Origin of the sequence: Peribacillus cavernae, assembly GCF_003989135.1 — a bacterium.
GTDB classification, from domain to species: Bacteria; Bacillota; Bacilli; order Bacillales; family DSM-1321; genus Peribacillus; species Peribacillus cavernae.
In genome coordinates, this window is the sequence record NZ_RYZZ01000006.1 from 282,727 (window position 1) to 307,157 (window position 24,431).

At 37.7% G+C, this 24,431-nt stretch carries 25 protein-coding genes and 2 pseudogenes; 19 read left to right on the forward strand and 8 right to left on the reverse strand.

Annotated elements, in window-relative coordinates; genetic code table 11:
• Window positions 1-250: 250 nt before the first annotated feature.
• The 8 genes from ELQ35_RS05885 to ELQ35_RS05920 all read left to right on the forward strand — a co-directional run bounded on the left by ELQ35_RS05885 (window position 251) and on the right by ELQ35_RS05920 (window position 6,556).
• Window positions 251-1,072: an alpha/beta fold hydrolase gene (locus ELQ35_RS05885; RefSeq protein WP_126863891.1), complete on the forward strand. Its 822-nt coding sequence runs from the start codon at window positions 251-253 to the stop codon at window positions 1,070-1,072.
• 478 nt (window positions 1,073-1,550) lie between these two features.
• Entirely contained in the window at window positions 1,551-2,942 is a 1,392-nt protein-coding gene (locus ELQ35_RS05890) for a cytochrome P450 (protein WP_126863892.1), read from the forward strand.
• 645 nt (window positions 2,943-3,587) lie between these two features.
• Complete coding sequence (locus tag ELQ35_RS05895) at window positions 3,588-4,145, forward strand: short-chain dehydrogenase (protein ID WP_281278105.1); 558 nt, start codon at window positions 3,588-3,590, stop codon at window positions 4,143-4,145.
• A gap of 139 nt (window positions 4,146-4,284) precedes the next feature.
• A complete protein-coding gene (locus tag ELQ35_RS05900) occupies window positions 4,285-4,683 on the forward strand; it encodes a hypothetical protein (RefSeq protein WP_246025989.1) in 399 nt (132 codons plus the stop codon).
• 193 nt (window positions 4,684-4,876) lie between these two features.
• Window positions 4,877-5,488: a branched-chain amino acid aminotransferase gene (locus ELQ35_RS05905; protein WP_126863893.1), complete on the forward strand. Its 612-nt coding sequence runs from the start codon at window positions 4,877-4,879 to the stop codon at window positions 5,486-5,488.
• Window positions 5,489-5,549: 61 nt separating this feature from the next.
• Window positions 5,550-5,672, forward strand: a complete 123-nt coding sequence (locus ELQ35_RS23030; RefSeq protein ID WP_246025990.1) for a CPCC family cysteine-rich protein — start codon at window positions 5,550-5,552, stop codon at window positions 5,670-5,672.
• Between the two features lie 244 nt (window positions 5,673-5,916).
• The gene (locus ELQ35_RS05915; protein ID WP_126863894.1) at window positions 5,917-6,222 is read left to right on the forward strand and encodes a nucleotidyltransferase family protein; all 306 of its coding nucleotides are present in this window, start codon (window positions 5,917-5,919) and stop codon (window positions 6,220-6,222) included.
• On the forward strand, window positions 6,206-6,556 hold the full coding sequence (locus tag ELQ35_RS05920; protein ID WP_126863895.1) for a HepT-like ribonuclease domain-containing protein: 351 nt from the start codon (window positions 6,206-6,208) through the stop codon (window positions 6,554-6,556). The genes ELQ35_RS05915 and ELQ35_RS05920 overlap by 17 nt, the downstream gene beginning before the upstream one ends.
• Window positions 6,557-6,848: 292 nt before the next feature.
• Here ELQ35_RS05920 and lrpC read toward each other — a convergent pair.
• A pseudogene (gene lrpC, locus ELQ35_RS05925) lies at window positions 6,849-7,030 on the reverse strand (transcriptional regulator LrpC); the annotation flags it as partial.
• A 121-nt stretch (window positions 7,031-7,151) separates the two neighbouring features.
• Between lrpC and ELQ35_RS05930 the strand changes: the two are divergent.
• From ELQ35_RS05930 to ELQ35_RS05970, 9 genes and pseudogenes are all read left to right on the forward strand, one after another.
• On the forward strand, window positions 7,152-7,568 hold the full coding sequence (locus ELQ35_RS05930; protein ID WP_126863896.1) for a carboxymuconolactone decarboxylase family protein: 417 nt from the start codon (window positions 7,152-7,154) through the stop codon (window positions 7,566-7,568).
• Window positions 7,569-7,813: 245 nt separating this feature from the next.
• Complete coding sequence (locus ELQ35_RS05935; protein WP_126863897.1) at window positions 7,814-9,034, forward strand: IS701 family transposase; 1,221 nt, start codon at window positions 7,814-7,816, stop codon at window positions 9,032-9,034.
• A gap of 118 nt (window positions 9,035-9,152) precedes the next feature.
• Window positions 9,153-9,710, forward strand: a complete 558-nt coding sequence (locus ELQ35_RS05940) for a cysteine hydrolase family protein (protein WP_126863898.1) — start codon at window positions 9,153-9,155, stop codon at window positions 9,708-9,710.
• A gap of 268 nt (window positions 9,711-9,978) precedes the next feature.
• Window positions 9,979-10,539 (forward strand): GNAT family N-acetyltransferase, encoded by a 561-nt coding sequence (locus ELQ35_RS05945; RefSeq protein WP_126863899.1) that lies wholly within the window; start codon window positions 9,979-9,981, stop codon window positions 10,537-10,539.
• A 31-nt stretch (window positions 10,540-10,570) separates the two neighbouring features.
• A protein-coding gene (locus ELQ35_RS05950) for an IS3 family transposase (RefSeq protein ID WP_221884952.1) occupies window positions 10,571-11,690 on the forward strand; the annotation gives its coding sequence in 2 pieces (ribosomal slippage) (window positions 10,571-10,842 and window positions 10,841-11,690; 1,122 coding nt in all).
• A gap of 272 nt (window positions 11,691-11,962) precedes the next feature.
• Window positions 11,963-12,208: a GNAT family N-acetyltransferase gene (locus tag ELQ35_RS05955; protein ID WP_246025991.1), complete on the forward strand. Its 246-nt coding sequence runs from the start codon at window positions 11,963-11,965 to the stop codon at window positions 12,206-12,208.
• A gap of 106 nt (window positions 12,209-12,314) precedes the next feature.
• Window positions 12,315-13,073, forward strand: a pseudogene (locus ELQ35_RS05960) (zinc-dependent alcohol dehydrogenase family protein); the annotation flags it as partial.
• A gap of 187 nt (window positions 13,074-13,260) precedes the next feature.
• A complete protein-coding gene (locus tag ELQ35_RS05965) occupies window positions 13,261-13,518 on the forward strand; it encodes a hypothetical protein (RefSeq protein ID WP_126863902.1) in 258 nt (85 codons plus the stop codon).
• Complete coding sequence (locus ELQ35_RS05970; protein WP_185861677.1) at window positions 13,515-13,898, forward strand: retropepsin-like aspartic protease; 384 nt, start codon at window positions 13,515-13,517, stop codon at window positions 13,896-13,898. The genes ELQ35_RS05965 and ELQ35_RS05970 overlap by 4 nt, the downstream gene beginning before the upstream one ends.
• A gap of 74 nt (window positions 13,899-13,972) precedes the next feature.
• On the opposite strand, the gene ELQ35_RS05975 is transcribed toward ELQ35_RS05970, so the two are convergent.
• Entirely contained in the window at window positions 13,973-16,372 is a 2,400-nt protein-coding gene (locus ELQ35_RS05975) for a TOTE conflict system archaeo-eukaryotic primase domain-containing protein (protein ID WP_126863904.1), read from the reverse strand.
• Between the two features lie 190 nt (window positions 16,373-16,562).
• On the opposite strand from ELQ35_RS05975, the gene ELQ35_RS05980 reads away from it, so the two are divergent.
• Window positions 16,563-16,892 (forward strand): hypothetical protein, encoded by a 330-nt coding sequence (locus tag ELQ35_RS05980; protein ID WP_126863905.1) that lies wholly within the window; start codon window positions 16,563-16,565, stop codon window positions 16,890-16,892.
• Window positions 16,893-17,140: 248 nt separating this feature from the next.
• Here the strand turns inward: ELQ35_RS05980 and ELQ35_RS05985 are convergent, their stop codons facing one another.
• The gene (locus ELQ35_RS05985; RefSeq protein ID WP_185861678.1) at window positions 17,141-17,809 is read right to left on the reverse strand and encodes a transposase; all 669 of its coding nucleotides are present in this window, start codon (window positions 17,807-17,809) and stop codon (window positions 17,141-17,143) included.
• A gap of 312 nt (window positions 17,810-18,121) precedes the next feature.
• Between ELQ35_RS05985 and ELQ35_RS05990 the strand changes: the two genes are divergently transcribed.
• Window positions 18,122-19,057: a hypothetical protein gene (locus ELQ35_RS05990; protein WP_126863907.1), complete on the forward strand. Its 936-nt coding sequence runs from the start codon at window positions 18,122-18,124 to the stop codon at window positions 19,055-19,057.
• A gap of 196 nt (window positions 19,058-19,253) precedes the next feature.
• On the opposite strand, the gene ELQ35_RS05995 is transcribed toward ELQ35_RS05990, so the two are convergent.
• From ELQ35_RS05995 to ELQ35_RS06015, 5 genes are all read right to left on the reverse strand, one after another.
• On the reverse strand, window positions 19,254-20,063 hold the full coding sequence (locus ELQ35_RS05995; RefSeq protein ID WP_126863908.1) for a tyrosine-type recombinase/integrase: 810 nt from the start codon (window positions 20,061-20,063) through the stop codon (window positions 19,254-19,256).
• 487 nt (window positions 20,064-20,550) lie between these two features.
• Window positions 20,551-21,549 carry an ABC transporter substrate-binding protein gene (locus ELQ35_RS06000; RefSeq protein ID WP_370873510.1) on the reverse strand — a complete coding sequence of 333 codons (999 nt, stop codon included), beginning with the start codon at window positions 21,547-21,549 and terminating at the stop codon, window positions 20,551-20,553.
• Window positions 21,546-22,298 (reverse strand): ABC transporter permease, encoded by a 753-nt coding sequence (locus ELQ35_RS06005; protein WP_126863910.1) that lies wholly within the window; start codon window positions 22,296-22,298, stop codon window positions 21,546-21,548. Before ELQ35_RS06005 ends, ELQ35_RS06000 begins: the two co-directional genes overlap by 4 nt.
• A complete protein-coding gene (locus ELQ35_RS06010; RefSeq protein ID WP_126863911.1) occupies window positions 22,295-23,065 on the reverse strand; it encodes an ABC transporter ATP-binding protein in 771 nt (256 codons plus the stop codon). The genes ELQ35_RS06005 and ELQ35_RS06010 overlap by 4 nt, the downstream gene beginning before the upstream one ends.
• A 72-nt stretch (window positions 23,066-23,137) precedes the next feature.
• Window positions 23,138-24,418 carry an acetylornithine deacetylase gene (locus ELQ35_RS06015; protein WP_126863912.1) on the reverse strand — a complete coding sequence of 427 codons (1,281 nt, stop codon included), beginning with the start codon at window positions 24,416-24,418 and terminating at the stop codon, window positions 23,138-23,140.
• Window positions 24,419-24,431 lie beyond the last annotated feature (13 nt).

Consider the following 24,431-nt stretch of genomic DNA (forward strand, 5'->3'; position numbering starts at 1 on the left):
TACGTTTTGACCCAAGACTATTCTAAGCATCCGTTAACGGATATCGCTAACCAAAAATAAAGCAAAAAAATACAAGCAGTTAGTGGTGTTTTTACATAGAAATAAGATTGAGACAGTATAGTGCCCTAAAATCATTGCTTTAACCTTTTCGAGCGTTTCCACTTTTGGACTCTTGACTAATGTAAAGAAGTTTGATGTTTTTAATGTACTATTTGTCAGGTTAAATATATTGAGTAGGAGGCATTAAAGATTGGAGAAGAATAGTATCGTGTTAAATGGAAAGAAAATATCATATATAGAGGAAGGCAGCGGTCACGCTCCCACTGTTCTTTTGCTGCACGGTGTGCCCGAGTCCAGTTTACTATGGAAAAAGATCATCCCTGTTATTGTGTCCTGCGGGTTTAGCGTTATTGCACCGGACTTGCCCGGATTCGGACAAAGTGACCCATTTGATGAACCCTCAACATGGGAACGCTATGAGCAGTTTATATCGGATTTTACATCTGAAATGAAGATGGACAAGTTCCACCTTGTTGTACATGACTGGGGAGGATTAATCGGATTAAAATGGGCGTGTGATTTTCCAGAGAAGATCTTAAGTCTCGTTATTTCCAATACAACCATATCAGATGGTTATCAGTGGCACAGGCTTGCTCAGATATGGCGAACCCCAGGAGCAGGAGAAGAAATAATGAAGCGCATGTCTGATTGGAGTCAGTTTCAATCCGGGATGAAGAAGTCCATTCCTAACGTAGATGACGAAACGTTGAACGATTTCTTTCAAGTCTTTCGAACGGCCGAATCAAGTAGAGTAGTGCTCGAATTGTATCGTTCAGGAAACTTGGAAAAAGTTAAAACATACAACGCAAAACTGACTCAAATGGATCAACCGGTGACAATTATCTGGGGAGAAAAAGATCCATATGTCCCTTTCGAATTTGCCTTAAAACTTCAAAATGAATGTTTACCTCATGCAAAAGTCCACATTATTCCAAATGCTGGGCACTTTATCCAAATCGAAGTACCTAATGAAGTGAATTTATATATACAGCAGCATTTCAAAAATACATGAAAGAATATTGGAATTTTCATGGTGTGGGGTCTTATCCACACCTTTTGTATTCAATGAGCATTCTATGATGTGTATAAGGATGTGAAAAGAATATGCAAGACATAGTATCCATTAAAGATTGTTATATAGTAAGAATCAGTAACAAATTCTTTATGGTGATAGAAATCATATTGGAAGTTGAGAACGCAATTAAAGAGGAAGTTGTTTTCATTCGACTAAATTCGGATGAGGCTAGAAGATTCATGGATATAGGAGTGTAACTGCATTCATTTGTTAGCAATAATCCCAGATTGATAAAAAGGATTTTTTTAATTATCGTTTATTCTCAATGAACTGTCTTTAACCATGCATAAATAACGTATATTGAGTGATCAGATGCAATGTTTAGAAAAATTTTATCTATAAGAAGTACAAGCCAATTTATCTAAATCGCATACCATGAGTAGAAGGTAAATTAATCAAAGGAGGGAATAACTGATTGAGTGACAAAGCAATCTCGGATCATTCTCCGCAAGGTCCCAAAGGGAAATTATTAACTGGACATTTAAAGGAGTTTCAAAGCGATCCTCTTGAGTTTCTAACACGATTGACAACAGAATACGGAGATGTGGCAAAAATCCGTTTTGGACCATTCCAGAATGTCTATCTCATCTCCGATCCAGATCTGATAAAGCAAGTACTGGTTACGAAGCAAAAACATTTCGTGAAATCTAGAGACTTTCATGCTTTAAAACCAATTATTGGAGAAGGCCTACTTACGAGTGAAAAAGAACTTCACATGCGTCAGAGAAGGCTTATACAACCCGCTTTCAGAAAAACTCATATTGTCAATTACGGCCAGGATATGATTGATATAACGACGAACTATATCTCCACATGGAAAGACGGAGAAGAACGCATGATTACACAGGATATGATGAGCATGGCTCTCGGGATTATCAGCAAGACGATGTTCAGCATGGATTTCGAAGAAGGGTATGACGTGCTCGGGGAGCCGATAGAAACAGCAATGAGGACCGCTGTTAAAAGAATGAGGACACTTCTTCAACCCCCTTTATGGGTTCCGACTAGAAGCAATCGTGAATATAAAAATGCCATACATGAACTCGATAAAGTGCTGTTTGAGATTATCGATAAACGAAGGGAAGACGCAGAGAAGCAAGAAGATATGCTTGGCATTCTAATGGATGCCCGGGATGATGAAGATGGTTTAGGCATGACAGACACTCAGGTCCGGGACGAGTTAATGACTATTTTCCTTGCCGGCCATGAAACCACTGCCAATGCGCTGTCCTGGACACTGTATTTGCTTTCCCAGCATCCTGAAGTAGAAAGTAAACTCTTTCATGAAATAGAAAACGTAATTGGCAACCGTCTTCCTGCTCCTGAAGATTTCAAGAACTTAACATACACACAAAACATTATCTGGGAATCGTTGCGTCTCTACCCGCCTGGATTTGTTACTGGGCGTGAAGTGGATGAAGATGTAGATATCGGTGGTTATCACTTTAAAAAGGGCGATATGATCTTAGTAAGCCAGTATGTCATGCACCACAAGCAGGAGTATTTTGACAATCCAGAGTCTTTCTATCCTGAGCGGTTTGAAAACAACTTCGCAAAAACTATCCCGGCATATGCCTACTTTCCGTTTGGCGGAGGTCCGCGAGTTTGTATAGGCAATCACTTTGCAATGATGGAAGCTGTACTCGTACTAGTGTGCATTTCGCAGCGCTATCGGCTAAGGATTGCGCCGGACCATCATGAAGTGACTCCATATCCATCTATTACACTCAGGCCAAAACGTGGATTGCGCATGATCGTGGAAGAAAGAAATGAAACTGGTTTCCAACCAGAAGCTACTGAAATATAATTGAAAAATGGAACAGATTGGTTTTCATAAAATTACTGCCACTTTTTTTCATCATAGGGAGATGCCGTTACAAGTCAGGACAAGCATGAATAAGATAAAACAAATGGAATGAAAGGAGTGTTGTTTGTGAGCAGAAGGAGAAAACATTTTAGAAAATTCCTTGTTCGTATAGCAGATTTTCAATTAGATGTATTGGATGAGACAAGGGATTTTATTCGTAACGTAAGAGATGAGTTAAGTTAAATAGACAAGATTAGAAATCACGACCAGCTGCCTTTAAATGCTGGTCGTGATTTTTATGGCGAATAAGATCCGTTATTTGATGCCCTTTGGATTTGAGCTGGTTTCTCAAGCCAGGTTGATCCACGATAATAAGGGCTAAAGGGGACAAACGGGTCTTCCCGGAGATTAAGGATAAAGCGAATCTCCTGCAACATGGATTCTTATTATTGTTAATTAAATCCTTAATACTTGAAGTGTATTTTTGGATAACATAGATAGCAATTTAATTTTCGATATACTATAATTTCAGTAAAAACGGTGCAACTTGGAGAATCTTAATTTAGTGCCAATCTTTGAAAAGTTTGAACGAAAATATAACGTTTTTATATAGACCATAAGGTTGAAAACCTAGAAATATAGGATGTGAGAGTAATTAAACATGCATTAGTAGTTGGCGGTACTGGAATGTTAACAAATGTATCATTATGGCTAATGAACAATGGCTATCATGTGACTGTTATTGGCCAAAGTCCTGACCGAATGAAGCATTTATTAAAAAAAATAAAAAATGATGCACTAATAACACCAATATTGGTGGATTATAAAAATGGAAATGAATTGAAAAAGAAAATGGAATTTATCATTAGGAAAAATGGAGATATTCATTTAATTATTGCTTGGATACACTCTGACGCTGAAAATGCACTGGATATAATATCCCAACAAAATTCGAAGAACAATAATAAGTGGACTTTGCTACATATTTTAGGGAGTAGCAGCAATTTAATTGAAACTAAAAGAAATGCTAAAATACCCGACCATTGTTTGTATCGCCAAGTGCAGCTAGGTTTTATAATTGAAGGTGGGTATTCAAGGTGGCTAACAAACGAGGAAATATCCAACGGAGTAATTGAATCTATTATTAATGATAAACTTTTAAGTATTGTTGGAGTTACTCAACCTTGGGAAAAGCGCCCATAATTTTCTTTTTTTTATGCAGAAGAACATATCTTTAAAGCTATACATGAATTATATTTAAAATATATGAATTTAAAAGAGTAATATCTCGCCACATTCCACAATAAGATGGAATATCGATTTGAGGAATGGGGCGATCAGAATGAAAAATGAAATAGACTATTTGATTACAAAAGAGATGTTGGCACAATATATTGAGCTTAATCGCAGGAAAAAAGAAATTGAAACCCAATTGGATGAATTAAAGAAAGTCTTTAACCAATATTTTGATCTGTCGGTCGGCAAAAACTTGAAAGGCGATGTGACAATCAGTGATTACAAATTACAAAGGCAAATACGAAAAACAGAAAAATTCGAACAAGAAATAACTGTAAAAAGACTGGAAGAATTAAATATGATGGACCTTATCCAAAAGAAGCCTGATGAGATAAAGATAAAATCAGCTTTAAATTTAGGTTTGATAAATGAAAAAGATTTAGATGGATGCGTCATTTCGAATACCTCCCAGGCGATCTATGTAAAACAAATACAAGCAAAATAAGACTGTTTTTTATAAATGTATCTAACGATCTTAAATGAGCCTACAAGGGCTCTTTTTTATGTTAAAAAACCATCCTTTCTTTTATCCTGTCCCTGATATATATGGATATAGACTATAATAGGGATGTACTAACTGTATGAAGATATGGTTATAATGATGGCGACTAAACACAGATATTTGGAGGATTTAGAAAATGTTAAAGAATCAAGTGAAGCAACATCTAGCAGAAGAAATGAAGAAGAGTGGAGAACAGCAACTTAAAACGATTGAAATATATAAAGAAGAGAAGGAATACGCGGAGAAATATCATCTAATTCCAGAAAATATGATCCTTGTAGAGAAAAACTCTACTTCCCGCTTTTCCAATGCTTATATAGAACGATGTGATAAAGAATCCGAAGAAGTGCTTGCTGAAGAAACACCAGCCTTTTTAAATCAGCCCATTGCCTACTTTAAAAAACATATGAATGAATTTATGTACCTGGAGTCTAGCTGTCTTGCAATGATTGGGATAGATGCGATTTCTTTAGAAACCGATAATGTATTTGGTATCTACGATGTCATGTTAGGTCTTAAGCTGCAAAAGAAATTTGAAGCTCCTATAAAGGACTATCTGGAAAAAGAATTGCATGGGGATGAGGCTGCATATGAGCTGCTTTTCATCCAAGACGACGGATTATGGGATTTGAATTTCACTTTGAACTACGCCGATGGATTCAAAGAAGATATATCTATTGGTGATGCATATCGTTTAATTTACCGTTTTTTATTTAAGCTGGTTGAATCGGTTGAAGAAGGAAACTAAATAGTTAGGCCTGAATATCTGATGCCGAAATATATGCAGCCGCAGAAAAAGCAAAAGGATGATGGATTTGAGATATACCTGTTCCTGTTGTGGTTTAAAAACATTAGCCGAGTCTTTTAGCTACCATATATGTAAAATTTGTAATTGGGAGAAGATCCTACCCAACTCGAATATCCAGCATTAGGATTAGAGTTGGGTCTAAATGATGGTAGTTTATGTGAAGAGCAAGCTAAAATTTTAGACAACATACCAGTAGCAATTAAAGTTTAAACGGTTTACAAAGAGATGAAGAATTGAGACCACTGTATTCAGACGAATGTGTTGCATTTAATATTGCAATTTAGGGCTTTTTTCATTTAACGGAGAATAATTAAAAAGAGAAATGCTATAATGAGAATATCAAATATCAAGAAAATGGCGGTGATAATATGTTATCACAACAAGAAATCCTTGATGAATTGAACAAAAATATGCATACATGGAATGAAAAGTATGGAGTGAAACGGATTGGTCTCTTTGGTTCGTATAGCCGAGGAGAGCAAAAAGATTCCAGCGATATTGATGTGTTAGTGGAATTTATAGACACTAAAATGACATTTGATAACTATATGGATTTAAAGTTCTATCTCGAAGATCACTTTCAAAAGCCGGTAGATTTAGTCATTTTAGATGATATCAAACCAGCACTAATACCAAGTATTTTAAGGAGTACCAAGTATGCAGAGGGAGCCTAAAGTCTTTTTAGAGGAAATTTTCATCGCTGCTGAAAAAGTTGAGAAATATACAAAAGGTCTATCTTATGACGACTTCTTAGACAATGATTTAGTTTCAGATGCGGTGATTAAAAACGTTTTAGTAATCGGAGAAGCTAGTAAAAACATTCCAGAAGAAGTCAGACAGGCAAATCCACATATCGAATGGAGAAAGATGGCTGGCATGAGAGATATGATGATTCATGGCTACTTTTCCATTAATTATCGGATTGTTTGGGATGTAGTGACGAATAAAATCCCTTCGATAAAACAACAAGTCGAGCAGCTTCTAAAAGAGAACAATCAAAATAATTAAAACTCAGGAAGTCTTGCTGCCCCTGTATAATCATCCCATAGTAGGAATTTTGACGGGATGGGGTTTTGCTTCTCTTATTTCATTTTTTGCCGGTTGACCTTCGCTAATCTCATGGCAGGTTGTAGCAGGTGGTATGCCTCGTTGCTTAATTTATCTAGAATTGGAAGGCAAAGTCTTGCCCCATTAGAAGAACAAATTGATTCAGAAAACAAAAGAAGTGCTTTTTGGGCTAGTTGGGCAAGTACAATGATCGACCCGAGAGAATCAAATGAAAAGTCACAACGACTTAAAATTTCTCATAATCCACTTCTAACGTATACTTCTTTATAATTCCAAATGACTCCATTTGCCTTACCCGTTCTGTTACAGAAGGAGAAGACAAATTAATTCTTCTTCCAAGTTCACTCATCGATAATCGACTATTTTTACTTAATTCATCTATTATTTTTTTTTATCAATTGAATCAATTTTCATTTTCAAGGAAAGACCTCCTATTTCGTTAAGTTATTAAATGTTTTGTGGGAAACTTGTTTTGTATTTAATGTGATACAACGGATAATTTCGATATTATCAATATTACAAGGAGGTATTAGTTATGGCAAGAATTAATGAATCAAAATTCGGGGAGACCTCTTTTCAAAAGCTTTTAGGGCACAACAAAGATGTAATGGATGGGTGGACGAAATTGGGAGAAGTGTTAGAAAAAAATGGGAAGCCTTCTTCTCAGTTAAAAGAACAAGTAAGGAGAACGTTAGCTCAAAGTAATGGTTGTGAGTATTGTAAAGCAAAAGGAAAACCTGAACCCCATTTATTCAATGAAAAAATGTCTATTGCAGTAGGCTTTACTGAAGTATTTGCAAAACAAAAAGGGGATATTTCAGATGCTACGTTTAATGTTTTGAAAGATTCTGACGTAGAAATTAGTGAGCTTTGTGCGTTTATTACGTTTACTACTGCTTCACAGTATTTTGGTGCGATATTAGCTTTAGAGCCGGCTTTGGAGGGGGTTTAGAGATGGAGAATTACCCAAGAACATGGAAAGAATATTTTTATGAAATAGTTAGAGCTGTTATATTATATAAGTGAAATTAAATTATTTACTTGAGTCTTGCAAAAAATCTGTCGAGTAAAAATTGTTGAACTCTGTCGGGTTCAAGGATTGTTTGTTATTTTTCCTGAAATAGGAATGGCACCTCTTTTTTGTGGAATGTAAAGGTTACCCAAACCAATACCTAAAAAAGGAGATGCCGTATAAAAATGGTAACTTTTTATTCCTATATAGTCAATTTTATTGCTGCTCTGGGACTTGGATTTTCGAAACCGCAAACTCATCATGTGCTCACGTTTATTCACGGAATCATCTTGACTGATGGTGTAAAAACGGTCTCCAATATCCGGAGATTCACCCATGAATCACGTGACTTGAGCTGTATGACCCGGTTCCTAAACGAATCTCCATGGTGCCCTAACCGAGCCAATCGGCGACGAATCCAGTTCATGATGAATAAGATCAAGAACATCCGGGCTAAGCAAGGAGATACAAGACCCCTCAGTTTCTTGATTGTGGACGATACCCAAGCTAAAAAGGATCAAACCACACGCAAGATGGAAGGATTGGATTATCACTTTTCCCACTCCGACGGGAAAAGCGTATGGTCACATTGTATGGTAACCGCCCATGTTGTAAGCGAAGGCTATTCTTTTGCCCTTGACTACCGCTCTTACTTCAGGGAGTCTTACTGCAGTGAAAATAGTCTGGTGTTTAAAAGCAAGAATGACCTGGCAATTGAATTAATTAACGACTACGAATCTCCTTCTGACGAACAGGTTTATGTCCTGGTCGACAGTTGGTATACAAGCAAAAAGTTGATTGACGCATGCAGCGCAAAAGGCTACCACTTGATTGGCGGATTGCGAACAAACAGAAAGATCTATCCTGGAGGGATTGGTATCAAACTCTCCAAGTTCATCTCTGATTTTATCGGGCCTGATGATCTCCTCCCCGTTACGGTGGGGTATCAACGGTATAAAATATACTCGTATGAAGGAAATCTCAGTGACACGGAGAATGCCACTGTCCTGGTTTCCTGGCAAGACAAATACAATTCAAAAGCAAAACCATTCTGTCTCCTCTGCACTGATTGCAGCCTGGATCTCGTTACAATCCTGCGCTACTATGAAGTGCGTTGGCACATCGAGACAGGATACCGGTATTTTAAGGAGTTACTCGGTTTTGACCACTATCAGTTGCTTTCGCACAACGGAAAAGAACGTTACTGGTGCCTTCAATTTCTCACGTATAACTTTCTCGAAAACCATAGGAAAGAGTGGAAAAAGGAAGGCGTTGTCACCATCGGAGACACAGTCCGCCAGATCCGAAAGGAACATCTAGGCCAGCTGATTCTCTATGCCTATGAGCAAGGACTGACTCAAAAGCCTCTGGCCGAAGTGCTGAAATGTCTAAAATTGTCGGCTTGAAAATCGAAACTTTTAGCCCTTTGTTTAATATGGCCTTTTTTAGGATTAATTTCAAAAGATGCAAGACTCAAGTTATTTATTGTAACAAACCGTGGCTATAGTTGAAAGGGGGAGTTATATGGTGAAGAAGAATAAAGCTTTAATTATTGTAGACGTACAAAAGGCTTTTGAAGATAAAAAATGGGGAGAACGAAATAATTTTCATGCCGAAGAAAACATTAAGAAAGTGTTAGATATATGGCGTGATAAGGGTTGGGAGGTTATTCATATTCAGCATATGTCTGAAAAACCAGGTTCAGTTTTTTATTATAAAGGTGAAGGTTTTACTATAAAAGACATTGTTGCTCCCCTCAATCATGAAAAAGTAATAACAAAGACGGTTAATAGTGCTTTTATTGGAACTAATCTTAACGAATATTTAAAAAGCATTAATACGGACAAAGTAGTAGTTACTGGCTTGACGACACCGCATTGCGTTTCAACCACTACAAGAATGAGTGGGAATTTAGGTTATGATACTTATCTGCTTTCAGATGCAACAGCAGCTTTTGGAATGAAGGATCACAACGATGAATATATAGATGCAGAAACGATTCATAATCTTTCTCTTGCGACTGTTCACAATGAATTTGCCACCGTGTTAAATACCCAGCAATTTATTAAATCTATTTTGTGAATTATTAAAATTAAAACTGAAATAGATAAAGCCACTATTCCGCAATCTGGCCATTATATGTAGTATGATTTTTGGCCGTATTCATCGTAATTAACGAAACAAAAACAGCCTCTTTTCTAACGCTTATCTATGGTTACATGTAAAAAATGATAAAGGGTGCACCATATCTATGTTTTGAAACGGATACTACATATAACTTACCTTTTGTTGAAGTTGAATGGTAGACGGTGGGAAATAAAATTTATTCTTACAGGAAGGTGTAGTCTTGATGGTAATACTTGATCAATCTGAATTTGATAACGTGAAAGGTAAAATAAAGGAAAAAAAGGAAAATTGCCCTACATTTGCATATTCAGTCTTAGATGGTTATATTCGAGGAAAAGTTTATGCTGACTCTAATTTTCTTAAAACAGTTTTGATTGGAACCAATTCAGGCATTTATTTTGTGGCAGGAGAAATAAATAACTTGGATTTCAATAATTTCCTTTTTGAGTTGCATAGGCAAAGTAAGGTTGAGAAATCGCGTTTCACTTTATTTTCTTCATCAGAAAATTGGAATTTTATAATTAAAAATATGTTTAAAGATGAAATAAAGGAAATAAGGAGATTATCCTATAAATATTGTCACAGTAATGATTCAATTGAGAAAAAAAGATTACTAGGTAATTATTTTATTGAGAAGATAAATGCTGAAATGATAAAGAACAGCTTAGAATTTAATGAGAAATACTATAAAGATTACTGGGGATCTATTTCAAACTTTATTGAAAATGGCTTTGGTTTCAACATTCTACATAACGGAAAAATTATAATGGACCCAAGAAACTAGACACGAAATGAGGAGATGTTAAAGTAGATTTATGAAACAACGAAAAAGTTATACATCAGAATATAAATCTCAAATTGTGCTAGAAATCTTGAGAGAGGAAAAAACCCTTAATGAAATCGCGTCTGACCACGGGATTCATGTGAATCAACTAAGACAGTGGAAGAAAGCCGCAATTGATCAGATGCCGCAATTATTCGCTAATGAAAATAATAAAATAGATCAGATGAAAGCGAATTATGAGGATCAAATTGAATCTCTATATGTTGAAGTCGGAAAACTAACCACGCAATTGTCGTGGCTTAAAAAAAAATCTGGCATTAAAGACTAGAGATGAACGCTTAACTATGCTTGAATGGGAGGCATCAGAATTACCGATGAAAACGCAGGCTGAACTACTTAGCCTCAATCGCTCTAGCCTATATTACAAACCTGTCGCTCCTTCTCCTGAAGAGGTATTGATCAAACATAAAATTGATGAAATATACACCAAATACCCATTTTTCGGAACAAGGAGAATTACTCATACTTTGAACAATAATGAAGGGGTGTTCATTAATCGAAAGGCTGTACAACGCCATATGAGAGAGATGGGGATTGCTGGGATCGCACCAGGCCCAAATCTAAGTAAACGGAATCATCAGCACCGAATTTATCCGTATTTATTAAGGGGATTAACCATTCAGCACTCGAATCACGTATGGGGAATAGATATCACATACATTCGCCTGAATCGGGGCTGGATGTACCTCGTAGCGATCATAGATTGGTTTTCTCGCTATGTCGTTAGTTGGGAATTAGATCAAACACTCGAAATGGATTTTGTAGTGGATACCGTGAAACGAGCATTATCCAAATACACGCCTACCATCATGAATAGTGATCAGGGCAGCCATTTCACAAGTCCCCAGTATACCGACTTACTCAAGGAGAAAGATGTGAATATTAGTATGGACGGAAAAGGACGGGCTCTGGATAACATTATCACGGAAAGGCTCTGGCGTACTGTGAAATATGAAGAAGTGTACCTGAAAGACTACGTGAGCCCTAGAGAAGCTAGAACAGAGATCAATAACTTTTTAACATTTTATAATGATAAACGGCCACATCAATCATTGGGCTATCAAACCCCTGCTTCTCTTTTTCTCGTATAATTGTTCGCAAGCCATCCTCATGAAAAGAGTACTTCTTAGGGGCTAACCAGTCAAGAGTAAAGGCAAGCCCTCACTCGTTCGCTCTTGACAAGTTAGCCCCTAAGAAGCAAAATACCGGTGAGGATGGCTCACAAACAAAAAAACAATGGTGGGTAATCCAACCCCTAAAGCCAAGTGAATTCCTCTGGCTGCACTAAAGTAGACGATCCTCGTTCTACCCCCACCTTAAAATTTAAAAATCCGTGTCTTGACAATGGGGTCCACAATAAATAGTGAGTGAATGTACTTCGATTTTCTCTTCTAAACAATTTGCAGAAATTGATATTGCTACTCACAAAGATTATAGAGGACAAGGATTAGCATCTGTAATTGCTAAAGCATTTATAGGGTATAGCCTTGAAAATAAAATAGTTCCAACATGGGATTGTGATGTATCAAATAAGCCCTCTATAAAATTAGCAGAAAAGTTAGGGTTTGTTAATCCTGTTGAATATTCCATTTTTGTTAAGAGTGAGTAATTCTTTATTCCCCAATCGGGCGCAATTAATGAACAAAGATGTGCTAGAATAGGGCCAGATTGTTTAAGAACATAGAACTGTTTTTATTATTGAAGGAGAGGGTTCCTTGAAAGCTAAATGTCTCAAATTCACTGAATTTGGCAACCCCCAAGAAGTACTTAAAGTTGAATATAAAGACATTCAACCCCCAAAAGAAAATGAGGTACTTGTACGGATGGTAGCCAGACCAATTAACCCATCTGATTTAATACCGATAAGAGGTGCTTACTCTCATAGAATTTCTTTACCAAATATTCCAGGTTATGAGGGAGTTGGAATTGTAGAAGATGTAGGTTGCTTAGCGTCTCAAAGTCTTATAGGCAAGCGTGTTTTGCCTTTGAGGGGAGAAGGTACTTGGCAAGATTTTGTTAAAACATCTGCAGAATTGGCAGTATTAATTCCAGATTCTATTGATGATTTTACAGCTGCGCAAATGTACATAAATCCGATTACAGCATGGGTCATCTGTACGGAAGAGTTAGGATTAAGCACAGGTGACGTCCTCTTGGTCAATGCCTGTGGCTCAGCTATCGGGCATATTTTCGCCCAATTATCTAAGGTTCTAGGCTTCCGACTAATTGCGATAACCCGGTATGATAAATATTCAAAGGAGTTACTAAGGCTTGGTGCTTCTTGTGTAATTAACACCTCTAAAGATCCATTACGTGAAACAGTTATGGGGTTGACTGGTGGGTATGGGGCCGATGTAGCTATTGATTCAATTGGAGGCTCGTCTGGTAATGACCTAGCTTTTTGTGTTCGTCCCGAAGGTACTTTTTTGACATTAGGTCTTTTATCGGGAATCCAAGTAGACTGGGCGAGAATGACCCAAATTTAAATTTCCTCTACATATTTTCTTCAATATTAATACTCTATATCTTTTGTCTAGATAAAACATCAAGTGTATCTTTAGGGAAATCATTCATTTATTTACTGATTTATGAGGTTAATGCTATGATAAATAGAATAGAACTTACCTTATAATATATAGGAAAAATAGGGAGGTACATGCAATGCAGTGGGAAGAAGTTAGACAAGCTTATCCAGAGAAATGGGTAGTGTTAGAAGCAATTGAGTCATACTCCCAAGATAATATCAGAGTTGTAAAAGATATGGCTGTACTTGATTGTTTTGATGATTCCATGCAAGCGTTACGAAGACACGCTGAACTTCATAAACAAAAGCCAGATCGTGAATTTTATTTTTTTCATACATCTCGAGAGAATCTCGATATTCACGAAAAAAAATGGACTGGATTAAGAAAAGTATGATCAACCTTAGTGAAGTACATGGCCTACCATTTGTAGAAGCAACCGTTATTTTCAGAGGGAAATCCATACAATTAAATCGTATATTAATTGATACTGGCTCAGCTGGAACAATTTTTAATGTGAATAGTATGGAAAAAATTGGTGTTAAACCAGAAGCAAATGATGTTACACATACCATATACGGAGTGGGTGGAGCCGAATTTGTTTATACCAAACAGATGGATCAAATATATCTTTCCCAAGATATTAGCACAAGTAATTTTCTAATCGAATTAGGTTCTATGGATTATGGTCTTGAAATAGATGGAATTATTGGGTACGACTTTATGAGAAAAACTGGTATTGTTATAGATCTTAATAAAATGAATATACACATATAAGTTTAGAAATTTACAATGAATACAATAGCCAACTTTCCTTGTTGGCTATTGTATTGGAGCATAACCTCTTTCTTTTAAAATAACTTCATTTGTTCAGCGTTAGTCTGCACAATCGATTCTTTATCTATTATTTTATATCCCATTGAATTGTAGCCTTTCATTCTTTTTTCAAACATTACTTTTAACATCGGTTCTTTATGATCAACATAATCAAACACTTTAACTTTTGATTTATGATCATGTAAGCGATGCAGTCTTCCAACATATTGCTGCAACGTGCCTTTCCAAGAGAAGGGCATGACTAAGAATAAAGTATCTAATCGTGCATGATCAAAACCTTCTCCAATATATCTTCCTGTTGCAATAATTAATCTTTCTTCGTCATCCGGTAGCTCTTCTAGTCTCTTTATTTTTTCTTTTTCTTCTTGTTTACTCATTCCGCCTGTTAATACAATAATATTTTTGGCGAACTTTTTAAATTTTAATTCTAAATGATGAACATGTTCTACTCTTTCCGTTAAAATAAGGGGGGCAGCGCCTTGGTCTAGCTCTTTGAGAACATCATCAAAAATCATTTGATTGCGATTTTTATCTTTTATGAGTTCTTTATACAATGATTGTATATCTTTTTTATCAGCCTTATGTACACTCTTGAAGTCGGTGTATCGGGGCAATAGTATATGTTCAAAAGGTCGAACCTTTGCTTGATGTTTTGCATTTACCTTATAGAGAATAGGTCCTAACTGCATGGTCATAATGGGTTGTAAACCATCTTTTCTAGTAGGAGTGGCGGTTAATCCATGAATATATTTTGCATCCGCTTTTTTTAAAACCCGCTCAAAACTAAAGGCAGAAATATGATGGCATTCATCTACAATGATTTGACCATATTGAGTGACTTGATCTTTAATTTCCCCTTTATAATTAAGACTCTGAATGGTTGCAATATCAATGATCCTTGACTGTTTATTTTTACCTCCACCAATTTGACCGATTTGATAATCTTCTAAATTTAAAAACGTGGATAATCGTTCTTTCCACTGTTCAATTAATTGTTTCCTGTGAACGATGACTAGTGTATTTACATTTCTCTTTGCAATGAGTGCAGCAGCTACAACTGTTTTTCCAAATCCAGTTGTAGCCGATAAAATTCCTATAGGTTTTTCTAATAACTTTCTTAGCGCTTGTTCTTGTTCTGTTCTTAACGCCCCTTTAATATTTACTGATATGTTGGTTCCTAAATTGGAATGTTCTTCAAATTCATGATCAATAGAGTACTCATTAAGTAACGCTATTAAATCATCTTTACACCCACGGGGTAAAATGAAAAATCGATCTGTTTCGTCGCTACAAGTAATATTTCTTGGAATTCCATAAGTGGATAACCGTTTTGCTTGTGCTTTAAAAAACTCTGGATTTTTAAACGTTGCTAACTGAATAAGTTTATGAATAAAGGATGAAGGAAGACCTTCTTTTTCAAAATATAAGCCATTCTTTTCAATCACTTTCAGTTTAGTAGGGATTTTAATTTGAACCTTGTTATTGGAGACATATTGATTGTTTTCTTTAATAAACATAGATGACTCATCACTTTGATGAAATGTTTTAATCATTTCTTTAACGTCTTCTATCTTCATTTTTTTAACATTAGCTAAATAGAGCCATTGATCCGTGTATGGTACAAAGTTTTCATCAATGAAGCTGCTATTACCATTCTTTCTTGGACCATGTTGCAAAGGAAGAGCGATTAAATTTCCAAACCCTCCTTTGGGCAGGGTATCCTGATTCGGGAATAATCGGTCAAATGAATCTATTCCTACTTCATATCTTTTTTCAAGTGTACGTGACAATAACATATTGCCGAGTTTTCGAGCTAGGGAAGCGGGAATTACTTGATAGAAAAAGATCCAAACATGACACCCATTTCCTGATCGAGAACGCTCAACGCTTGCTGGGACATTCAACTCTTTACAAGTATCTACAAAAGCTTGAACATCTTTTTGCCAATTTTTCTTATCAAAATCAATCGCTAAAAACCAGCATGTTTCATCTTGTAAAAGGGGGTAGAGACCTATTATATGTTTACCTGTAAGATGATCATAAATGACTTGTTCTGTTAAAGGGAGTAGTATTCGATGCTGACATTCAGAACATTTTATGGTTGGTTTTTGACATATAGGTGGTTGCCACTCATATTTACAAGCAGGGGAATAACCGGATTTTCCACTTTTAGATTCCCATCTTACTGCATATACATCCATTCTACCTATGAAAAGCTCTCTAAATATTTTAATTCTTTCATTTATCTTCTGTTTTTTAGATATAGGAACGTCATTCTTTGTATTCGGTAAAGAGTCATTTCTATTTAGCTGAATGTTATGATATTTCAATAGGGCCTTTAATTTTTGGTTTTCTTGCCTCAACTGTTCACATTCTGTTAATGCTTGCTGAAGCTGTTGTTCAAGATTTTGCATTATATCCCTCGATTTATACTGTAATTTTATTAGTAAAAATAGCACGATATACTGTTATTATACATAGAAAAATTACTAGGTAAAAACGATCTTATTATTCAAAGAAAAAAGGATATCTAATTTAGATTTTTATGAATAATGTAAATATGATTTCAGTTTGTTTATATCTATTTTTAAGGGAGGATAGGGTATGAGGAGAGTAAACAATTTTTTTCGTGGTTCAATTACCGCTGATGAACGAGAACAACTTTATAACGAGATATGGACCGAACCTGTAAAGATTGTTGCTAAAAAATATGAAATTTCTGATGTTGCTTTGAGAAAGCACTGCTCCAAATTTGGTATTCCGTTACCGCCGAGAGATTACTGGGAAAAGGTTAAGAATGGGAAGAGCGTATATAAACCTCCTTTACCTAAAGTAACAGGTGAATTAAAGAAATACATACGCAACTATTTCATAAAATACAGGTGTGACCTTAAAGAATTTTCGGATGAAGAACTACAGCATCGCACGTCATAGAAGCACAGAATCGTCACGAGATCCAGGCTGCTATCTGTGCATAGGAGACAAAATGGCTTCGTCTTTGAATCGAATTTGTCTTCCCAGGACACAAGGATCGTGGCATTTTCCGTGTCACTGAGATTTCCTTCATACGAGTATATTTTATAATGGTGATGTCCCACGGTAACGGGGCGGAGATCATCAGCCTGGATATAGTCCGAAATAAATGTGGACAGTTTGATTCCGATACCTGCCGGATAGATTTTTCAGTTTGACCGCAAACCGCCAATCAGGTGGTAGCCTTTTGTGCTGCACGCATCGATCAATTTTTTGCTTGTATACCAGCTATCCACCAGAACATACACCTGTTCGTCTGATGGCGATTCGTACTCGTCAATTAACTCAATGGCCAGGTCATTTTTACTTTTACACACAAGGCCATTTTCGCTACAGTAGGAATCCCTGAAGTAGGAGCGATAATCAAAGGCAAATGAATAGCCTTCGCTCACCACATGGGCGGTCACAATGCAATGGGACCAGATACTTTTCCCATCGGAGTGAGAAAAATGATAATCCAATCCTTCCATCTTGCGGGTGGTTTGATCCTTTTTAGATTGGGTGTCATCAATGATCAAAAAAGTAATCGGTCTGGTATCACCTTGCTTGGCACGAACTTTTTTGATTCTATTCATCATAAACTGAATGCGCCGACGATTAGCGCGGTTAGGGCACCAAGGAGACTCGTTCAGGAACCGGGTCATACAACTCAAGTGACGGGTTTCATGGGTTGACCTCCGGATAGTAGAGACTGTTTTTTCTCCATCTGTCAAAATGATTCCATGAATAAAAGTCAACACATGACGGGTTTGGGGCTTTGAAAATCCAAGGCCTAAAGCAGCAATAAAATGGACTATATAAGAATAGAAGGTTACCATAGAATTGGACATTATCCTTTTTATGGGATTTGGGATTGGTAACCACAAATTTCTCCATAAAGGTTGCAATGTCCTTTTTTTATTTTCTCCATTCGACAAAGGTTCTTAGGACTAGATCACCTTTGACAAAATTCTAGTCGACAATTTTTTTGCAAGACCCAAGTTATTAAAATGATAATTTCATAAAGTGTCGCCTTTGAATTAAATTCGCTCTTTTTTAAGTAAACCATTAATTTTCCAGCAGGCGCTTGCTATAATCAATGGGAAGGACAATGAACCTTTAACATTCAACGGGAAGCGAGGTAGTATGATTTGGGGGGAAGTTTACATAAAAGAGAACTTGCGTTAGAAAATTTGGAAGCAGCCTCGGAAAAATTGGATCCTTACATAAAATCGATCAGAGAAGCCGCACCAAAGGCAAGTGATAATGCGGACCACTTTCAAAAAGACTTAAGGCGAAAGAAATGGAAAAAGGGATATGCAGAGGCGAAAGAATGGTTTAGTTGGAGGGCGATAATTTATGTTATTCCCGCTGGAATTATTGGATGGTGCTTCAAACTCGACACTGTCTTTGGGTTTTTCACAATGATAACGGTCTTGCTGTTTTTATTCGGTCTTTTGATTAACTATACCATGGGGATAAAAACCCTTCACGACATGACCGATGAAAGCAAGAAGGACTACTTTCACTATTATGCGTATACCAACCATCGGCGGGAATATGAAATCTTTTCCCTATACTTGTTGAAAGGGAACGGCTTCAAATTCAAACAAGCGGTGGAATTGTTCAAAGAATGGGACAAAGACATCGAAACCAAGGATGACATGATATTGAAGCTTAAAAAGGATTTGGAAAGAGCGGCAAACGATTCAGCCAATTTACCAATATACGCACAGCAAGAAGTGGATTTTGCGAACGCACTGTCTGCGAAGCTTTTGGACAAGATTGAGAGAAAGGACGCGGGAAACCTGTCCTTCAGGTCAATGGAATTCTTCGGTCACTACGCCATCTACCGTTTGGAAGAGGACCGATTAGTCAGGGAACATTGCTCCAGACCGAATCCGAACGTTCCCGAAATTGTCGATTTCGATGATAGGAAGCTAAAGAACATGTCTTATATAAAGATCCTGAATTCAAGCTTTGCCTGGGAAGCTGATAAGAAGTCAACCATATCACTTGTCGTGGAAGTGGCGGATACGGTTTACGTGTATACCGTCATTGTCGAAAACCGCAACCAGTATGAGTAAAATGTTTGTAGGAGAATTAAATACCTTTATTTCCAGAATGTAGTCGAAGACTGCGTTCTGGAAATAAGGGATAGTAAGCGGAAGCGCGGTAGGGGTAAGCAAAATACATGAAAAAGAGGGCCTCTTCTTGGTAGAATCATAGTCGACTAAAACCCGATTCAAAGGAGAGTGCCCTCATGCAAAAGAATACCACAGATTATCTTAATTTAAAACAGATTGAGCAATTAGTGTGGAGGAAATTACAGGAGACTTTTTCAACTGTCATGGCCACATTTGAAAATCTATGTGAGGGCAATCCAGCCCGATCCAAGGTTTCCTTGAATATTTTATGAAGTCCACGTGGGTTCAGTTGCTTATTATTATTCTTATTATAAAATATCGGTTCACTATAATGGTTTTGCTGTTCTGAAAGTCGTTGTCTATACTCTTGAAACAATGGTAACACAATCGGGTGAAGGGGGAGGAGGCGTTCTTTTTTTCCTTTCCCTCGAACTAAAATCGTTTGGTTATCTAAATCGACTTGCTCCCATATTAAATCCCCCAATTCTTGTCGTCTCATTCCTGTTGTCGCTAATAATTTAAACATCAATTCATTTCTAATTGCCTGCGGTCGCGGGTCTTGTTCCAAATAAGCAAATAATTTGTTTAGCTCCTGCAAGTTCATGTATTTAGGTAACTTTTTATCGGATTTAGGCGCCTGGATGCCTGCTGTGAAGTCAGACTTCATGTAGTTTTCCTTTAAACAGTATTGGCTGAACGATTTCAGGCACGATATACGCCTTTGCAGGGTTCTTGGCTTGATGGCATGTTTGATGACCTGGTCTTGAACAAAACGGCGCACACTGGACGACGTGAGTTCATCTAAGTTCAATGAACGGTCGTTAGCCGTTAAAAAGTCGCCACAGAGCTTTAAATCAAATGCGTAACTGGTTAAGGTGTTAACGAAGTAATTTTTCTCGACTTCCAAATACATGAGATAATCATCCGCAGCTTGAACGTAATTCATAATTATCGGACCTCCTGGTAGTTATGCGGTCGATCCCTGAGAATTATGTTCGAAACCATTAATTATGAGAACTAGCCGTCTTATAGGAAGAACCCTGAGAGTTATCAGAAGCAACATTGAATATTATAGTCAACTTGAGCAAAGTTAGGGGACAATAATGAATCTTATGGGAACTTGAGAGCGTGACCCCTTGATAATCTTATCTTTGTTTCTAGTTGACATAATATATATTATAGGAAGTTATAAAAAATAAAGCTATTTTATCTCATAACATAAGATTACTTAAAATAGTGAGACGAAGAGAAAATTTTCATTCCATTTAAACAATTTTATCTTCTATATAAGTGCTTATTCATTCTGGCTTCTATTAAAATTATTAGGATCGCTATTTAACAGCTCTCAGAACCCTAAAAAAATTTGCGCGCATCTCTCTAAGACCTACCTCGAAAAATGCGCACAGTTAACATAACATTATTATTATTCGCTATTACTCTTTGTACATCTCATCTATTTCCGGCATTTTCTTAATTAACCCTGTTTCTTTCATCCAACTGGAAGTCTCTTTCCAGGATGCTTCTTCCTGGGAGCCGAATCCATCTTTCGCCTTCATTTTTGGCAGCAAAATTTCAAGACTTTGCTGCTCGACTGATTTTACCAATGGGAAATTGGCTTCATCCTGGTTATTGAGCAGTATTTCAAGAGCTTCATCCGGATTGTTTTCCATGTATTTATATCCTTTTACGGCAGCACGCCAAAAAGCATCTATGCTCTTTTGATCGTCGGAAAGCGTTTGATCGCTTGTTACAGCCACCAATTCATAATAATCGGGAACTCCGTATTTGGTCGGATCAAAGTTCCTCGTTTCAAATCCTTTTTGCTTTAAGACTGGAACTTCATGGTTAATATAGGCCCCAATTATCGCATCTACTTTTTTGCTGACAAGCGAAGATTCCAGTTCAAAGCCGACATCGACTAATTTTACTTTATCGGGATTGCCTCCATCGTTACTAACCATGGTTTTAAGGATCGCTTCATTTAATGGTGTACCGGGGAAACCTATCGTTTTCCCTTCTAAATCCTTTGGTCTTTTAATTGGGCTATCTTCTAGAAACACGACCCGGTTTAATGGAGAGTGGACGATTGCTCCCACAGACTTAATCGGAACATCCTGATTTGCATGTGCCAATACAACATCCGGCTGATAAGTTAATCCAAGGGTGACCTTCCCTGCAGCGGCCAGATTAATTGGATCGGTCGGATTGGCGGGAAATTGAAAGGCTACATCTAACCCTTCTTCTTTAAAATAACCTTTTTCGTTTGCAACATACAAGAAGGTATGTACAGCATTTGGATACCAATCGAGCATGATATTTATTTTAGTAAGCTCTTTTTCCTCCCTTTCTGTACCTGTTTTTTGATCGTTACTACAGGCGCTGAGCATAAAAAACAGAAAACAGGCTGCAAGAAGATATAGGTTCCGTTTCATTGTGATTGCCTCCATTTCAATGATTTGTTTTCAATCCATTTAACGAGTAAAAATAATAAAATTCCGACAACTGATAAAAGAATGATCGGCGCAAAGACACCCGCCCCGTCAAACTGAGTCATCATCCGTCTGCTGAAATACCCCAATCCCGCCTGTGCCCCAAGCCATTCCCCAATCGCTGCCCCGATCACACTGAAAGTGACCGCAACCTTTAAACCTGAGAAAAAATGCGGTAATGCAGTTGGTACATTAACAATGAAGAAAATGTCTTTTTTTCTTGCCCCCATCGTCAACAGCAATTCCTTTAATTCTTTACTGCCTGAACGCAAACCGTCATATGTATTAATCGTAATCGGGAAAAAGGTGATTAAGACTGTAACAAGCACCTTGCTCCAAATGGAATATCCAAACCAGAGAATGAATATTGGCGCCAAAGCAACTGTCGGGACCATTTGCGAAAAAATTATCAAAGGGTAAAATGCTTTCTCGATAATCTTGCTTTGATTCATGGAGACTGCCAGCCCGACACCTAAAAGGATGGAGATTGCCAGACCAATAAAAATGATAAGTAACGTTGCAGGCAGGTGTTCAGCGATTAATACCACCTTTAGCTCCCATAACTTAACAAGTATGGCAGTGGGAGAAGGTAAAATAAAGGCCATATTAATAATCCGGGCAGTCACCTCCCAAAAAAACACAAGAATAAAAAGCAGACTAATAGTTAGCGTATACTCCCTCCATATTTTCATGGTTTCACCTTCAAACGGAGCTGATCAAGTAATCGATCTTTTAAAGCAATCATTTCAGGTCTATTCAGATCTTTTAGGTTTCTCGGCCTTTTCATTGGTATCTTGATTTCTTCCAATGCATGAACCGGAGTCTGGTTAAACACGAAAATCCGATCTGACAGATAAAGAGCTTCATTGACATCATGCGTGATAAATAAAATTGTTTTCTTTCGCTTCTCCCATTGCTCCATTAACCACTCCTGCATCGATAGCCTGGTGATGGCATCAAGAGCACTAAAGGGTTCATCCAACAGCAGAACCGGCGCTCCAGTTAAAATCGTTCTTAAAAAGGAAACCCTCTGTTTCATCCCTCCGGACAAATCACCAGGATAACGGTTTTCGTACCCGCTTAAGCCGAATTCATCTAATAGCGCGGTTACCTGTTTCCTCGCCTCATCCTTCCGGTAACTATTGATTTGTAGAGGCAAAGCAGCATTCTCGACAATCGTCCTCCATGGCATGAGCAAGTCTTGCTGCGGCATATAGCCTACATGGCCGAGCCGATTAGTGAGGTAGTTTCCATTGATCAGTATTTCACCGATTGACGGCTGTTCTAACCCGGAGATAAGACGAAACAAGGTGCTTTTTCCCGAGCCACTTGCGCCTATGATGCTGACAAACTCTCTTTCTTGTACCCTGAAATCCAAAGAATCCAAAATCTTTGTATCGTTATCTGGCCCTGAATAACTAAACGTTACAGAATTGAATTCCAATACGGTATTATCCATGGCAACTACGGCTCCTATCCCATTTGTTGATATATTAGCAGTTAAATCATTACTAAAATAATTGAAAATATTTCAAGCTCCCTTCTTAGTATGTACCCACTCATAGATGAACCTTAGAACTACCTTTGTAAACTCTATTAATTGTTGGATTGAAACTTGTTCGTTGACTGAATGCGCATGTTCCAACTGTCCCGGCCCATAAAGGGCTGAGGGTATCCCAGCATCAGCGAGCCAACCGCCATCAGTCACGGTTGGCGAGACATCGATAACTGGATTCTTGCCGGTTACTTCGTTATGTGAATTGGCGAGCAACCGAATTGCCGGATGATTGGTCTCAATTTCGAAGGCTGGGAATACTTCGCCCCGATCTTCAATCATCGAAGTTCCGCCCCATTCAAAGCAAGGCAAATGTTCTTTCAGCCATGGATCCCCCTTGGCCACATTGATGATATGCTCCTCTATTTCTTTTATTATCTGCTCGTAGGATTCATTCGGATAGAAATGGACGGTAACCCACAACCTGCATTCATCTGCAATAAACGCAGCATTCCTGCCTCCTTCAATTACAGCAGGATTAATCGTATTGGCCCCTGGAGGAAATCCTGGATATCCCTTTGTCACTGCCCAGTGGCGCTCCAGCTCCTGCAACCCATTCATGATCTTCATCATTTTCTCGATTGCATTAGCACCAAAAATATTTCCGCCTGCATGGATCATATTTTTTCTGGTAGCATCATGGAATGTCTGGCTGCTTTTAACAGTAATCCAGCCAGTTATTACACCTCCCTGCCCTTGAATATGAAGATTGCTCGTATCGGCAATTAACGCAAAATCAGCGGTGTATCCACGCTCACAACATTGCAATGTTCCCGCTTCGCCAACTTCTTCGCCGATCACTGACTCAAAGATTACATCTCCCGGTAAATCCAGTCCTGCTTCTCTAAGCAATTGTATAGCAAAAAGGGAAGCCGCCAATCCTCCTTTCATGTCGGCTGTTCCACGGCCAATGATAACATCTCCTTTTATCTCGGCCTGAAAGGGAGATATTCCCCAATTCTCGTCTGCGTTTACCTCGGCAACATCCATATGTCCGTTAATGATCAAGCTATTGTAGCTATTGGAATCCGTACCCTTTAGAACCCCTACGACATTTGGATCACCGGGATAAACATCCCACATATCGATGTGAAACCCATGTTTTTTTAGAAAAGATGCTACAAAAAGCTGTGCGTCTGCTGTATTCCTTGCGGGGGGTGCCGGTGTCTGGAAAGCGATTAATTCTTTAACCAGTTCAATCAATTCTTCCTCCCGTTGTTCCACATCTTCCATAAGTGATTGAAACTCTCGATTCATGCATGGCTCCTCC